Raw genomic sequence first — 13,652 nt, 5'->3', positions numbered from 1 at the left:
TGTTTACCCTTTCAGCACGATAAGCGCGTGGCGTTTCTTGCCTGCGCTTAGCTTGATAGGTGACGTCAAAGCGGCCGCGTCGAGCATGAGGCCTGCATCGTTCAGGGGCGCATCATCGATCTTTGCACCATTCTCGGAGATCAGACGTTTCGCGTTTTTGCCGGACTTCGCAAGCCCCGCGCGCACGATGGCTTGTACGATGGAAAGGCCATCGCCCAACTCTTCACGTGTTAGCTCGAGCGTGGGTAAATCATCGCCAACGCCGCCCTTTTCGAACACTTCGCGCGATGTCGCTTCGGCGGTGCCGGCGGCCTCCGCGCCGTGGCAAAGCTTGGTGATCTCATTGGCGAGGATGACCTTCGCCTCATTAATCTCGGAGCCTGCTAACGCGCCAAGGCGTTCGCATTCTTCTACAGGCATTTCCGTGTAGAGTTTGAGAAAACGGCCTACGTCGGCATCGGTCGTGTTACGCCAGAATTGCCAAAACTCGTAGGGGCTACGTATGTCAGGGTTTAGCCAAACAGCGCCATCTGCGCTCTTACCCATCTTTTTGCCGTCCGATGTGGTCAGTAATGGCGAGGTCAATCCGAAGATCTGATTGTCCAAAACGCGGCGCGTCAGGTCAATACCATTGACGATATTGCCCCACTGATCCGAGCCCCCCATCTGCAGCACGCAGCCATAGCGGCGGTTCAACTCAAGAAAGTCATAGGCCTGCAAGATCATGTAGTTGAACTCAAGAAAGCTCAGGCTCTGCTCGCGATCAAGGCGCGACTTTACGCTTTCAAAAGCGAGCATCCGATTAACCGAGAAATGCTTGCCAATGTCGCGCAGGAAATCGAGGTAGTTCAGCCCATCAAGCCATTCCGCATTGTTGATCATCAAGGCATCAGACGGGCCATCACCATATGTCAAATACGCGCTGAAGACTTTCTTAATGCCAGCAATGTTATCATCGATTTTCTCAGGCGTGAGCAGAGGGCGTTCATCGGCGCGAAAAGACGGATCACCTACTTTGGTCGTGCCGCCACCCATCAAAGTGATTGGCTTGCCGCCTGTCTTTTGCAACCAGCGCAACATCATAATCTGGATCAGCGAGCCTACATGCAAAGACTCAGCCGTCGCATCAAAGCCAATGTAGGCGGGCATGCCGCCTTTTAGCGCCGCCTCGTCGAGACCTTGATAATCGGTGCAATCGGCCAAAAAGCCACGCTCCATCATCACTGCAATGAAATCGGATTTAGGATGGTAGGTCATAACTTGCGTCCACGTATAGCTCTGGTCAAAGCTCATACAGGGCAGATGCGTAAAGGAAAAGCCTATGAAGGGCACGGGATTGGTGAAAGCGATTGGATTGATGTCGGGCACGTCGCTGGACGGGGTGGATGCGGCGGAAGTGGTGACCGACGGCGAGATCATCGATGCCTTCGGGTCAAGCGCATATCGCAGTTATTCAAACGAAGAACGCGCAGTGCTGCGTGGTGTGTTGGGCCGTTGGCCTGGCAACGGATTGGAACAAGCTTTGGCCGTCGTGCAAGACGCACACATAGGGGTACTGAGCGGGTTCGATCCAGACTTGATTGGATTTCATGGCCAAACCCTCGCGCATGAACCGCGCGGGCGGGGAACGCATCAACTTGGCGATGGTGCCGCTTTGGCGCAACAGGTTGGCGCGCCTGTGGTCTGGGACTTTCGCACGAATGATGTGCAATTGGGCGGCGAAGGCGCGCCGCTTGCGCCGTTCTTTCACTTCGCATGTGCCAAATGGATCAAAGCGGATGCACCGATTGCGTTTCTAAACTTGGGCGGCGTGGGTAATATCACATGGATCGATCCGAGCAAATCCAAAGCTGAGGACGCGAACTCGTTGCTCGCCTTTGATACAGGGCCTGCGAACGCGCCGATCAATGATTTGATGCAAGCGCGGCGCGGGTTGAGTTACGACAAAGACGGCAAATTGGCCCAGAAAGGGCAGGTGGAGACAGGCGCGCTGGAACTCTTCCTGACCGAGACTTATTTTGCTCGCATTCCACCGAAATCACTGGATCGGAACGATTTCTCTATCATGCTGGAACTGGTGCGCAAACTCTCCGACGCAGATGCGGCAGCAACTATGACCGCGATGAGCGCCGCAGCCGTGATGCAGGCGATGGAGCATTGCCCAAGCCTTCCGACACGTGTGTTTGTATGCGGCGGTGGTCGCCACAACCCGGTGATGATGCATATGCTGCGCGAAGCGCTAGATTGCCCAGTAGATCCCGTAGAAGACGTTGGCTTGGATGGTGATATGCTTGAAGCACAAGCGTTTGCTTATCTAGCAGTCAGAGTCGCGCGGGGCCTTCCAACCAGTGGCCCAAGCACCACTGGTGTTAGCGGACATGTCGGCGGTGGCATCCTTAGCAAACCTTTAGGCAAAGACTAACTCCGCACGCATCATATCTCTGTAAATACCCTAGGGTTTGTGAGGGACTGGCCTCTGATACCAGCAGGTCCAAAAAGCACTTACGCCGAACAGCTCGCCCCACCCAAGACACAGAATTTCGCGCAATGGGGATGGTTTAACTGTACAGACCCTTCGGCGTCTTCCAAGCTGCTGCCAAGTTCAAATTCGGGCGCATACGGCAACAAGGTGCAAGCTAGAACCGTAGGCTTATCCGCACCTTTGCGTTTAACGACCATACGCGAGGACGCGCACATCATTGCGTCAGGCGATTTGTTTAGAATGACCCAACAAGCGCTTGTAATCTCGGGAACATCGGCGGTCTCATCCATCTCAGGGAATAAAACTGTCTGAGCGGGGTTGCGGGCGTCTATTTCAAAGCCATGCTCTGCAAACAGCGCGGCGTAGCCTTGGCGCGATGCGGCGTCGCTTTCGCCCCAGACCGTGCGACCCGCAACAGCCATGGCAAAGCCGTTCCTTTGTAGCCAAGCCATGCCTTCAATTGTTTTTTCAAACGTTCCAGCGCCGCGTTCTTTGTTATGGTTGACGCTATCCCAGTGATCCACAGAAATACGCATCGTTAATTTACCGGGGTAGGCTGCATTCAACTCTAACAGCCCTGCGCGCATAGATTTACGCATCATCGGGCGCATCGCATTGGTCAGGATCAACACATCATAGCCGCGCTCGAGAGAGGCGCGGGTGATCTCAATCATCTCGGGGTTCATAAACGGCTCACCACCCGTGAAGGCAATCTCGCGCACGCCCCACTTGCGGGTCTCCAACTGATCCAGATAGATGCGCACTTCGCCGGCGGTAATATAGACCAACGCGTCATTTTTTGGGGAACTCAAAATATAGCAATTTTCGCATTCAATATTGCACAGGGTGCCTGTGTTAAACCAAAGCGTTTGCGGATCGCTCAATGCAACGCTTGCACGTTGCTCACCCTTGGCCGTAATGAAGGGGTCATTGAATTTTTTAGCCGAAAGAAGCGGATTTTCGATATCTTTCATGGATTGTCCTCAGTAGAGCGTTTTGCTTGCGTTTACTCCGCGCGCTTAAGACATATAAGCGCTCAAAGAAACACTGACACCATTGTGATGACACAAAGCAGTGTTAGACATTCATTTTGCTGCGCGTTAATGAGGCATAAAGCTTAACGTTAGCGCTAACAGCTTGGGTTGTTGCGTTGTATCAATATTAGGAGCGCCTCGCATGGTTTCTCGCGTCATTCCTGTAGATCCTTTTGATCTTGTCATCTTCGGCGGAACGGGCGATCTCGCCCGTCGGAAGATTTTGCCGGGACTTTTTCGTCGGTTTTGTTCTGGTCAAATGTCGTCTGAGAGTAAAATCATTGGCGCAGCGCGTGGTGTGCATTCAGCCGAAGAATTCCGCGAGATCGTGGCTGCCGCTATTCACGAATTCGTATCGAGCGACGCGATTGACGAGAGTGTCCTTGCTGAGTTTCTTATACGGCTCGATTACGTCGCTGTGGACGCGCGTGGTGACACTGGTTGGACAGAGCTAGCCGGAAAAATTCGCAAAGACTTGGTGAATGCGTTTTATTTCTCAGTCGCGCCAAGCCTATTTGGTGATCTTGCAGAACGCTTAAAGCGCTTTGCGATGGCAGATAACGACAGCCGTATCGTCGTAGAAAAGCCATTTGGCCGCGATCTTGCAACAGCGAAATCCCTTAATGCGTCCTTGGCCAAGCATTTTGATGAAAAGCAGATTTACCGGATCGATCACTATCTTGGCAAAGAAACTGTGCAAAACCTGATGGCTGTGCGGTTCGGTAATATGTTGTTCGAACCGCTTTGGAACAGCCAATACATCGATCATATCCAAATAACTGTCGCCGAAACTGTGGGTGTTGCCGGGCGCGGTGAATACTACGACCGCTCCGGCGCAATACGCGATATGGTGCAAAACCACTTGATGCAACTGCTTTGCCTCATAGCGATGGAACCACCTGCAAAATTTGATCCTGATGCTGTGCGAGACGAGAAGCTGAAAGTCATTCGTGCGCTAGAACCTGTGCTTCCGCACCATATTGTACGCGGACAATACGGCCCCTCCGAGGACGACGATGATTTCAGAACGCATGTAGAGGATTCCAGTAGCAAAACCGAAAGTTTCATTGCGATGAAAATGGCGATCAGTAATTGGCGATGGGCGGGTACACCGTTTTATCTGCGTACTGGCAAGCGTTTAAAGGCGCGTACCTCTGAAATCACCGTTGTCTTTAAAGATGCGCCCCATTCGATTTTTGGTGCCGACGCGGGCCGTCACAACAACGAGCTTCGGATTCGCTTACAGCCGAATGAAGGCATGACGCTTGATGTTACGATTAAAGAACCAGGGCCAGGGGGCATGCGTCTTGTTGATGTCCCGCTTGATATGTCTTTTGCCGACGCGCTTGGCGACAACGCAATTGATGCACCTGATGCTTATGAGCGACTGATCATGGATGTGATCCGTGGCAATCAGACGCTGTTTATGCGCGGCGATGAGGTCGAAGCGGCATGGGCCTGGACTGATCCTATCATAGAGGGCTGGCAAGCGCGCGGCGAAGTGCCTAAAACTTACGATAGCGGCAGCGAAGGTCCGACCGATGCTATGGCTATGATCGCACGTGATGGCCGCATTTGGAGAGAAATCAAACGATGAATTTTATCGAATACCCCGACTCAGATATTTTGATGATTGATCTTGCCAACAAAATTGCAGGGGATCTGAACGCAGCGCTTCGTCATGAGGACCGCGCTTGTTTGGCTGTCCCTGGAGGCACAACACCGGGCCCTTTGTTTGATGATTTGTGCGCCGCAGATTTGCCGTGGGACTGCGTTGATGTGATGTTGACGGATGAACGTTGGGTTCCAACCGACAGTGACCGCTCAAACACTAAACTCATTCGCGAACGATTGTTGGTCAATCGTGCAGCCGCTGCGCGTCATCTACCGCTTTATGCGAGCGCGGACACGCCGGAGGAAAAATTGCCAGAATTAGAAGCGATTATTGCACCGGAATTGCCGATTGCCGTCCTTTTGCTGGGCATGGGGGCAGATATGCACACTGCATCGCTGTTTCCGGGCGCTGATAAGCTCGACGAAGCCCTTGATCCGCGCGCGCCAATCTTGGTGCCAATGCGCGCACCGAACGCGCCCGAACCACGTGTTACGCTAAGCGCGCGTGTTTTGGATGGCGCTTTGCGAAAACACGTTGTGATCATCGGCGAAGAAAAGCGTGAAGCGTTTGAAAAAGCACAACATCTTAGTGCGCATGATGCCCCAATCAAATCGGTGCTGACGGGCGCAGATGTGCACTGGGCACCTTAAAGGATTATAGCGATGTGGAAAAATGTGAAGGCGCTGGACTGCGGTACCAAGATTGTTGATCTCTTCGAAAGCAATGCAAACCGCGCAGGCGACTTTTCCGTCAACGCGCTGGATATGCTTTTTGATTACTCAAAAACCAGCATCTCTGAAGAAGCTCGTACAGCGCTAATTGACTTAGCGAACGCAGCAGGCGTGACCGCCAAGCGCGATGCGATGTTTGCGGGTGAGAAAATCAACGAAACCGAAGGCCGCGCGGTTCTTCATACGGCTTTGCGCAACCTCAGCGGCGATCCAGTCGTTGTGGACGGGGTGGATGTGATGCCAGAGGTCCATAAGACGTTGGATCGCATGGCGCAATTTTCGGAAGACATCCGCAAGGGCGTCTTCAAAGGGCAGGGTGGCGCGATCACCGATGTCGTGAACATTGGTATCGGCGGCTCTGATCTGGGACCTGCGATGGCGACACTTGCGCTTGCGCCGTATCACGACGGGCCGAACGTGCACTATGTCTCCAACGTGGATGGCGCGCATATTGCCGACACTTTGCGTGGGCTGGATGCTACGACAACGCTGGTTGTTGTCGCCTCCAAAACTTTCACGACGATTGAAACGATGACCAATGCGCGCACAGCGATGGCGTGGATGTCTGAGACAGTCAAAGATCCCAGCGCACAGTTTGCAGCGCTCAGCACGTCTGAAGAAAAAACCGCAGCGATGGGCATTCCTGCTAGCCGTGTGTTCGGTTTCGAGGATTGGGTTGGTGGGCGATATTCGCTTTGGGGTCCGATCGGGCTCGGCATTATGATTGCTGTTGGGAACGATGCATTCGGTGCCTTCTTGGGTGGTGCAGAGGCAATGGATCGCCATTTCCAATATGCTGACTTTATGGACAACCTGCCTGTCATGCTCGCGCTGGTTGGGATCTGGCACAACCAGATTTGCGGACACACCACCCGTGCGGTCCTACCATACGAGCAACGCCTGACGCGTTTGCCTGCCTATTTGCAGCAGCTTGAGATGGAAAGTAATGGTAAGTCCGTGCAAATGGATGGCTCTGATGTTGCCGTGCACACAGGTCCTGTTGTCTGGGGCGAGCCGGGCACAAACGGGCAGCACGCCTTCTATCAACTGATCCATCAAGGATCGCGTGTGGTGCCTTGCGAATTTTTGCTGGCCGCAGAAGGGCATGAGACAGATTTGGTGCATCAACACCAACTGCTTAGTGCGAACTGTCTCGCGCAATCCGAAGCGCTGATGACAGGCCGTTCGATTAACGTGGCACGGGACTTGATGGCTGCTAAAGGCTTGGTCGGTGATGAGCTGGAACGCCAAGCGCGTCACCGTGTCTTCCCTGGAAATCGTCCGTCAACGACGTTGCTTTATCCAAAGCTCACTCCTGAGGTTCTCGGCCAAATTATCGCGCTTTATGAGCACCGTGTTTTCGTAGAGGGCGTGATTTTGGGGATCAACTCTTATGATCAATGGGGTGTTGAGTTGGGCAAAGAACTCGCCACGGCGCTGCAACCGATTGTCGAGGGGAGCGAAGCTGCGGATGACAAAGATGGATCGACCCGAGCTTTGGTGAAATATCTCCAGACCCGCTCTGTTTGAAAAAGGTCGAGGCCTCCGGCGGGGATATCTTTTAGAAAGAGGAAGCGGTTTGGGCACCGTCGATTGTGCGGATGTGGTCTATGAAAGTTTGGGCTAGGGGACGGCGTGCAGAGCCGTCCGGCTCAAGCGTGACACACACGCAGGTGAAAGTCGTGCGCAGATCACCAGCCCAGATTTCTGACGCGATTGTAAAGCTGGTGGTGCGATAGGCTGTTGCACGCGCGGTGACAATATAGGCCTCATTGCGCAGCATTTCCTTTTTCCAGTGAATTTCACCTGACCGGATAACGATCCGTGGATCGTTCTTTTGATCATATGTCGTAAGGCCACATTCCTGAATGTAGATCGTTCTGAGCTTTTCGAATCATGTGAGATAGGCGGCATTGTTCACATGTCCGAGCATGTCAATCTCGTTGAACCGCACGCGATCCGCCATGGCGAGCTGCCAAACTTTTGGCAAGCCCGCCTGTTGTTGCTTTGGAATAAGCGTGGTTAAAAATGGAATATCATGCGTTCGGTATCTCGAAGCCCGGCGCAGCGAGGGTAAAGCCGTCAAAGGAAAAACCCGGGGACACGGTGCAGCCAACCAATGTAAACGCCCCAGTTGTTTTCGCCTTTTGCCAATGATGGATAGGCACGATCAGCTGTGGCACGCCTTTGGTCAGATCAGGCGTGAGCAGGTGTTCAGATGCAGGTCCTGCGTCAGTTTCTGACAGGCTCAAGATCAAGGGGGCACCTGCATAATAGTGCCAAATTTCGGTTGCGTCGACTTTGTGCCAATGACTACTTTCGCCGGCCTTGAGCAGAAAGTAGATGCAAGTCCCGTGCGCGCGCGGTCTTGCGTCGTCGATGTGCGTTTGGCGATACCAGCCGCCCTCTGGATGCGGTTGGAGATCGAGATGCTTTATGATCGCATCGGCGTCCATCACTTGAGGATGGAGCGCCCTGCATAGCGCGCTGTTTCGCCCAGCATTTCTTCGATGCGGATCAACTGGTTGTACTTCGCCAATCTGTCTGAACGCGCGAGTGAGCCGGTTTTGATCTGACCACAGTTCGTCGCAACTGCGAGGTCTGCGATGGTCGCGTCTTCGGTTTCGCCGGAGCGGTGGCTCATCACGTTGGTGAAGCGCGCGCGATGTGCCATATCAACCGCTTTAAGAGTTTCTGATAAGGTACCGATTTGATTTACTTTTACCAGCATAGAATTGGCGCTACCGCGCTCGATTCCTAAAGCCAAACGATCAGGGTTTGTGACGAACAGATCATCGCCTACAAGCTGGATACGATCCCCGATCAAGTCTGTCAGGGCTTTCCAACCGTCCCAATCGTCCTCGTCCATGCCATCTTCGATCGAAATAATCGGATAGTCGTTCACAAGCGCTTCGAGGTAGGCTGCGTTTTCAGCGGATGTCAGGGACTTTCCTTCACCTGCATAGACATACTTGCCGTCCTTAAAGTATTCTGTCGCTGCACAATCAAGCGCCAAGTAGATATCTTCGCCCGCTTTATATCCAGCCTTTGCAATAGAATTCATGATGAAATCTAGTGCTTCTCGGGTCGTGCCAATGTTGGGTGCAAACCCACCTTCGTCACCAATCCCTGTAGAGAGGCCAGCTGCGGTCAGCTCTTTCTTCAATGTGTGGAAGATTTCAGAGCCCATGCGCACTGCCTCGCGAATATTATTCGCGCTCACGGGCATGATCATGAATTCTTGAATATCGATAGGGTTATTAGCATGTTCGCCGCCATTGATGATGTTCATCATCGGTACGGGAAGCGTGCGCGCGGAGGTGCCGCCAACATAGCGAAACAGCGGCATCGTGCTGAAATCTGCTGCCGCTTTGGCAACTGCGAGGGATACGCCAAGGATCGCATTCGCGCCAAGGCGGGCCTTGTTGGGGGTGCCGTCCAGTTCGATCATCATCGCGTCGATCAATTCCTGCTCTGTTGCGTCCATGCCCAACAGCTCTTCAGCGATCTCACCGTTCACAGCGGCCACAGCTTCCAACACGCCCTTACCCATGTAACGCGCTTTGTCGCCATCGCGCTTTTCAACCGCTTCATGCGCGCCCGTGGAGGCACCGGAAGGAACTGCCGCGCGGCCCATTGTGCCGTCTTCCAGTATCACATCTACCTCAACCGTGGGATTGCCCCGGCTGTCAAGAATTTCGCGGGCGTGGATGTCGATGATAGCGCTCATAACGGATGGGTCCTTTAAAATATGGATTTGACGCTTCTCTACACTGTGCTTGGCGGCTGTGGAACCCTGTTTGCGCCCTAATTGTTACCGCTAACAGAAATTTTTCGCTCGCGCCACATGACGAACAGGCCAGAGCCTATAACGATGAAAGCGCCCAGTAGCGTCAAAGCATCTGGCGTCTCTTGGAAAAACAGGGCTGCTATGATCAAAGCAAAGACTAGTCGAGTGTAACGAAAAGGGGTGACGAAGGAGACATCGCCCATGCGCATTGCGGCCGTGATCGAATAGTAGCCGATTGCATTCACCAATGATGCGCAAAGCACCAAGCCAATCCCGCCGAACGCTGGGAGGGTGTGCGGGCCGGTGATCGGTAGTAAGAAGAGGCCTGCTGGGATGAGTGCTGCCGTGCCCCATGTGGCCATTTGCAAGGTGCCGACTGTCTTAGGCATTGCGCGCGTCAGCAAATCGCGGGTGGACAGTCCGATGGCTGCGACGAGTGCGAGCAAAGCGCCGAACGAAATTCCGCTCGTGTCTGGGCGCAGCATTAGCAAGACTCCGAAAAAGCCTGCGGTAACCGCGAACCAACGACGCGGTCCCACTTTTTCTTTCAGCACCAAAGCAGCCCCGAGGGTCACAAACAAAGGCACCGCTTGAATGATCGAAATCACCAAGGACAAAGGCGCGAGCGCGAGCGCGCTGACCATGCAGATCGCTGTGATGGCTTCCACGATATTGCGCCAAACAACAGGCTTTGCGAAGAATTCAGGCGCGAAAGGCGATTGCGCGGATCTGTGCGCAAGGGTTGCTAAAATGATCAAGCCGGGCAGAGCCATAAAGATCAGCACCAACGACACGGACATCGCAACCGAGGAGAGTTTGACGAAGGCATCGCCCATGGCAAATGTCGCCATGGAGAGCACCATCAAAAGAACTGCGCGGGTGTTTTCCACTCGTTATTGAGCTTTCGGTTTTACGGGTACGCCATAAAGTTCGAGCTTGTGGCCTTTCAGCGTGTAACCGAGACGGGCGGCTATTCGTTCTTGCAGCTCTTCAATCTCTGGGTCCACGAATTCAATGACTTCGCCTGAATTCATGTCGATCAAGTGATCGTGGTGATCACGTTCTGCATCTTCATAGCGCGCACGTCCGTCGCCGAACTCTAACTTGTCCAGAATGTCCGCTTCTTCGAACAATTTCACTGTGCGGTACACCGTCGCGATAGAAATGCCGTCATCCTCTGCAGAGGCGCGTGCATATAGTTCTTCCACGTCAGGATGATCCGCGCTGGCCTCAAGTACGCGCGCGATGGTGCGGCGTTGGCCGGTCATGCGCAGACCTTTTTCCTCGCAGCGTTCAATGATGGTTGTATCGGCCATGACGGGGCTCCGGCTTCATCTATTAGGGGGTCCTTAGCGCATGCGGAAGCCGCGGAAAAGGGGGCAGGCGCGGGCGCTGCGGTTGACTTGCAGGCCCAAAGGGGCCATGAGCGCATAAAATACTGCAAAACGCGCCCAAACACGGGCTGCGCTGCAACATATACCCCTAAAGGACATGTATCCGTTGAGTGAATTTGAAACTATGGGCCTGTCCGAGCGTCTTGTCGCTCGTTTGAAAGAGCTTGGCCTCACCACACCGACACCAATCCAAGCCCGCGCAATCCCAGAGGCCTTAAACGGTCACGATGTTCTGGGTCTGGCGCAAACCGGCACTGGAAAGACTGCCGCTTTTGGTTTGCCTTTGATTACATTGCTCAGCGAAAACCCGGGGCGTCCTTCGCCGAAAACCGTGCGCGCGCTTATTCTTGCGCCTACACGAGAGCTTGCGGGTCAGATCGTTGAGAACCTCAAAGACTACACCAAAGGCACGCCGATAAAAGTCGCGCTGGTTGTGGGTGGTCAGTCGATCAATGTGCAATCCAAGCGTTTGGAAAGGGGAATCGACATTCTGGTGGCAACACCGGGTCGTTTGATTGATTTGATGGATCGCCGTGCGCTGACCTTGAAAGAGTCGCATTTCCTCGTGCTCGACGAAGCGGATCAAATGCTCGACATGGGCTTTATCCACGCGCTACGTCAAATCGCGGCAGTCTTGCCGGAGCAGCGCCAAACGATGTTGTTCTCAGCGACTATGCCGAAGCTGATGAACGAGATCGCCAACACATATCTGAAGAGCCCGCGTCGTATCCAAGTGTCGCCCCCGGGAAAAGCTGCGGATAAAGTCACGCAAGTAGTTCATTTTATTGCGAAAACGGAAAAGCAGTCTTTGCTGATCGAGCTGCTTGGCGAACACAAAGACGAGCGCGCATTGGTGTTTGGTCGCACAAAGCACGGTTGCGAAAAACTGATGAAGCAGTTGGTTGCGCGTGGTTTCGCAGCGACATCGATCCATGGTAATAAGAGCCAAGGCCAGCGTGAACGCGCATTGGCGGCCTTTAAAGCCGGTGAGATGAAAGTGCTGGTCGCAACGGACGTTGCGGCGCGCGGACTTGATATTCCTGATGTGCGTCACGTCTATAACTATGAGCTGCCTAATGTGCCTGACGCATATGTGCACCGCATTGGTCGTACCGCGCGTGCGGGCAAAGATGGTGCTGCGATTGCGTTCTGTGCACCAGACGAAATGGATCTGCTGAAAGACATCGAAAAGACCATGAAAACCTCGATCCCCGTTGCCTCTGGCACGCCTTGGGTTGATTTCGATGGTGTGTCGGCGAAAAGCCGCTCTGGCATGGGTGGTCGCGGTAAAGGCGGTGGCGGTGGTCGTCGTGGCGGCGGCGGAGGCGGTGGTCGACCTGGTGGTGGTGGCGGTCGTCCAGGTGGCGGTGGCGGAAAGCCCGGTGGTGGTCGTCGACGTCGTAGTGGCGGCGGTGGTGCAAAGCCAAGCGCATCTTAGAGAATAACGGAGGCGTAACACTTACGTCTTTCGTTAATTTTAGTATGAACAAAAAAGAAAACCGACCAGACGCGCTGACCGGTTCAATACAACTCGTTTGCGATGGATTTAGATCAGCTGATAGCTGTGCGGCACGTAGCGATAGCCGCCTTCGCCACGCGTCTCGATAAAGCCCATCCCCGGGAACGGCATGTGGTAGCCAATCAGCGGGAATCGATCCGCAGATGCCACATCCATCAGTTTCTTACGCGTTGCCGCAGCTGCCGCTTTGTCCATGTCAAAGCGCACTTCCCAATCGGGATAGGCCACAGACCAGGCATAGTGGTTCGCTGTATCCGCCATCAGCAACAACTGCTTGCCGCCGCTTTCCAGCATTTAGCCCATGCGACCGGGCGTGTGGCCAAAGGCTTCAACTGCCGTAATGCCAGAGCGCACATCCGCACCGCCTTGAAAGAATGCCATCTTCTCTGCCAATGGGCGCAACTTGGCGTTAAATCCTTCGTTTTCGGCCTTCGCCCAGCTGTCGAATTCTTCCTGTCCTGTCACATATGCAGCGCCCGCAAAAGTCTCATTACCGCTTTCATCCGTGAGACCGCCAATGTGATCGCCGTGCATGTGCGTCGGAACCACATGTGTGACATCGCTCGTCTCGTAACCAGCGGCGTTCAACGCTTTGCTCGTGCCTGCAGCGTTCAAACCTGTGTCGAACAAGATAACCTCTGAGCCTGTGTTAACCACTGTTGGCGTAAAGAAGAATTGCGCGGCTTCGGTGGAAATGAAATTCGCAGCGCTGACCTCATTGAATTCGTCAGCACTGACGTTCATTCCGAAGATATTCTGCGGACTTTCAACACTGCGAGACCCGACAAGCAGGGTCGTCACGCGAAAATCACCGAGCGTGAAATCGCGGTGCGTTGGCATCGTTGTCGCTGAGTGACCAGCAACCAACGTAGCAGTCGGCGCGGCAGCAGCGGCAAGTGGAAGGGCGGCTCCAGAGAGCAGAGTTTGACGACGGGTGAGTTGCGCGTGGGTCTCCTTTGTTGTGTTTGCCGTCACATAACTGAACACTTGATCCGGTCAATTCACAGCCGCGTTAACTGAACAGCACTGATACTGGCTCGGAGCTATTCTTGAGTATAAACACAAGCCTTCTTTTCACTGACGTTTC

General features: G+C 53.9%; 15 protein-coding genes. 5 read left to right on the top strand and 10 right to left on the bottom strand.

What is annotated here, in order from left to right; all coding sequences use genetic code 11:
• Window positions 1-3: 3 nt before the first annotated feature.
• On the bottom strand, window positions 4-1,257 hold the full coding sequence (tyrS, locus tag QZ280_RS12310; protein WP_293444626.1) for a tyrosine--tRNA ligase: 1,254 nt from the start codon (window positions 1,255-1,257) through the stop codon (window positions 4-6).
• 64 nt (window positions 1,258-1,321) lie between these two features.
• Here tyrS and QZ280_RS12305 point away from each other — a divergent pair, with 64 nt between their 5' ends.
• The gene (locus tag QZ280_RS12305) at window positions 1,322-2,422 is read left to right on the top strand and encodes an anhydro-N-acetylmuramic acid kinase (protein WP_293444624.1); all 1,101 of its coding nucleotides are present in this window, start codon (window positions 1,322-1,324) and stop codon (window positions 2,420-2,422) included.
• An 80-nt stretch (window positions 2,423-2,502) separates the two neighbouring features.
• Here the strand turns inward: QZ280_RS12305 and QZ280_RS12300 are convergent, their stop codons facing one another.
• Entirely contained in the window at window positions 2,503-3,456 is a 954-nt protein-coding gene (locus tag QZ280_RS12300) for a radical SAM protein (protein WP_293444622.1), read from the bottom strand.
• Between the two features lie 202 nt (window positions 3,457-3,658).
• Here QZ280_RS12300 and zwf point away from each other — a divergent pair, with 202 nt between their 5' ends.
• Genes zwf through pgi form a run of 3 tightly spaced genes read left to right on the top strand, consistent with a single transcriptional unit; the run spans window position 3,659 to window position 7,392 of the window.
• A complete protein-coding gene (zwf, locus tag QZ280_RS12295; protein ID WP_293444620.1) occupies window positions 3,659-5,113 on the top strand; it encodes a glucose-6-phosphate dehydrogenase in 1,455 nt (484 codons plus the stop codon).
• Window positions 5,110-5,781: a 6-phosphogluconolactonase gene (gene pgl / locus QZ280_RS12290; protein ID WP_293444618.1), complete on the top strand. Its 672-nt coding sequence runs from the start codon at window positions 5,110-5,112 to the stop codon at window positions 5,779-5,781. Before zwf ends, pgl begins: the two co-directional genes overlap by 4 nt.
• Window positions 5,782-5,793: 12 nt before the next feature.
• On the top strand, window positions 5,794-7,392 hold the full coding sequence (pgi, locus tag QZ280_RS12285; protein ID WP_293444616.1) for a glucose-6-phosphate isomerase: 1,599 nt from the start codon (window positions 5,794-5,796) through the stop codon (window positions 7,390-7,392).
• A gap of 31 nt (window positions 7,393-7,423) precedes the next feature.
• Here pgi and QZ280_RS12280 read toward each other — a convergent pair whose 3' ends face one another.
• The 6 genes from QZ280_RS12280 to QZ280_RS12255 form a co-directional block, all read right to left on the bottom strand.
• Window positions 7,424-7,645 carry a hypothetical protein gene (locus tag QZ280_RS12280; protein WP_293444614.1) on the bottom strand — a complete coding sequence of 74 codons (222 nt, stop codon included), beginning with the start codon at window positions 7,643-7,645 and terminating at the stop codon, window positions 7,424-7,426.
• A 111-nt stretch (window positions 7,646-7,756) separates the two neighbouring features.
• Window positions 7,757-7,852 carry an acyl-ACP thioesterase domain-containing protein gene (locus QZ280_RS12275; protein ID WP_293444612.1) on the bottom strand — a complete coding sequence of 32 codons (96 nt, stop codon included), beginning with the start codon at window positions 7,850-7,852 and terminating at the stop codon, window positions 7,757-7,759.
• A gap of 46 nt (window positions 7,853-7,898) precedes the next feature.
• On the bottom strand, window positions 7,899-8,318 hold the full coding sequence (locus QZ280_RS12270; RefSeq protein ID WP_293445184.1) for a cupin domain-containing protein: 420 nt from the start codon (window positions 8,316-8,318) through the stop codon (window positions 7,899-7,901).
• Entirely contained in the window at window positions 8,318-9,592 is a 1,275-nt protein-coding gene (gene eno, locus QZ280_RS12265; RefSeq protein WP_293444610.1) for a phosphopyruvate hydratase, read from the bottom strand. The genes QZ280_RS12270 and eno overlap by 1 nt, the downstream gene beginning before the upstream one ends.
• 77 nt (window positions 9,593-9,669) lie before the next feature.
• Window positions 9,670-10,542 carry a DMT family transporter gene (locus tag QZ280_RS12260; RefSeq protein ID WP_293444608.1) on the bottom strand — a complete coding sequence of 291 codons (873 nt, stop codon included), beginning with the start codon at window positions 10,540-10,542 and terminating at the stop codon, window positions 9,670-9,672.
• 3 nt (window positions 10,543-10,545) lie between these two features.
• On the bottom strand, window positions 10,546-10,968 hold the full coding sequence (locus QZ280_RS12255; protein WP_293444606.1) for a Fur family transcriptional regulator: 423 nt from the start codon (window positions 10,966-10,968) through the stop codon (window positions 10,546-10,548).
• A 175-nt stretch (window positions 10,969-11,143) separates the two neighbouring features.
• Here QZ280_RS12255 and QZ280_RS12250 point away from each other — a divergent pair, with 175 nt between their 5' ends.
• On the top strand, window positions 11,144-12,484 hold the full coding sequence (locus tag QZ280_RS12250) for a DEAD/DEAH box helicase (RefSeq protein WP_293444605.1): 1,341 nt from the start codon (window positions 11,144-11,146) through the stop codon (window positions 12,482-12,484).
• A gap of 108 nt (window positions 12,485-12,592) precedes the next feature.
• Here the strand turns inward: QZ280_RS12250 and QZ280_RS16425 are convergent, their stop codons facing one another.
• Window positions 12,593-12,859, bottom strand: a complete 267-nt coding sequence (locus QZ280_RS16425) for a hypothetical protein (protein ID WP_365734654.1) — start codon at window positions 12,857-12,859, stop codon at window positions 12,593-12,595.
• A complete protein-coding gene (locus QZ280_RS16420) occupies window positions 12,860-13,540 on the bottom strand; it encodes an MBL fold metallo-hydrolase (protein WP_365734652.1) in 681 nt (226 codons plus the stop codon).
• Window positions 13,541-13,652: the final 112 nt, after the last annotated feature.

The organism is Planktotalea sp. (genome assembly GCF_018607995.1).
Lineage (GTDB): Bacteria > Pseudomonadota > Alphaproteobacteria > Rhodobacterales > Rhodobacteraceae > Planktotalea.
Note: the sequence above shows the minus strand (reverse complement) of the source record. Positions and strands in the feature narration are given on the sequence as shown.

Coding starts and splice junctions, on each gene's coding strand:
- pgl (WP_293444618.1), top strand. CDS start 5,110: ATGAATTTTATCGAATACCCCGACTCAGATATTTTGATGATTGATCTT.
- QZ280_RS12250 (WP_293444605.1), top strand. CDS start 11,144: ATGTATCCGTTGAGTGAATTTGAAACTATGGGCCTGTCCGAGCGTCTT.
- QZ280_RS16425 (WP_365734654.1), bottom strand. CDS start 12,859: ATGCTGGAAAGCGGCGGCAAGCAGTTGTTGCTGATGGCGGATACAGCG.
- tyrS (WP_293444626.1), bottom strand. CDS start 1,257: ATGACCTACCATCCTAAATCCGATTTCATTGCAGTGATGATGGAGCGT.
- QZ280_RS12300 (WP_293444622.1), bottom strand. CDS start 3,456: ATGAAAGATATCGAAAATCCGCTTCTTTCGGCTAAAAAATTCAATGAC.
- QZ280_RS12305 (WP_293444624.1), top strand. CDS start 1,322: ATGAAGGGCACGGGATTGGTGAAAGCGATTGGATTGATGTCGGGCACG.
- eno (WP_293444610.1), bottom strand. CDS start 9,592: ATGAGCGCTATCATCGACATCCACGCCCGCGAAATTCTTGACAGCCGG.
- QZ280_RS12270 (WP_293445184.1), bottom strand. CDS start 8,318: ATGGACGCCGATGCGATCATAAAGCATCTCGATCTCCAACCGCATCCA.
- pgi (WP_293444616.1), top strand. CDS start 5,794: ATGTGGAAAAATGTGAAGGCGCTGGACTGCGGTACCAAGATTGTTGAT.
- QZ280_RS12255 (WP_293444606.1), bottom strand. CDS start 10,968: ATGGCCGATACAACCATCATTGAACGCTGCGAGGAAAAAGGTCTGCGC.
- zwf (WP_293444620.1), top strand. CDS start 3,659: ATGGTTTCTCGCGTCATTCCTGTAGATCCTTTTGATCTTGTCATCTTC.
- QZ280_RS12280 (WP_293444614.1), bottom strand. CDS start 7,645: ATGCTGCGCAATGAGGCCTATATTGTCACCGCGCGTGCAACAGCCTAT.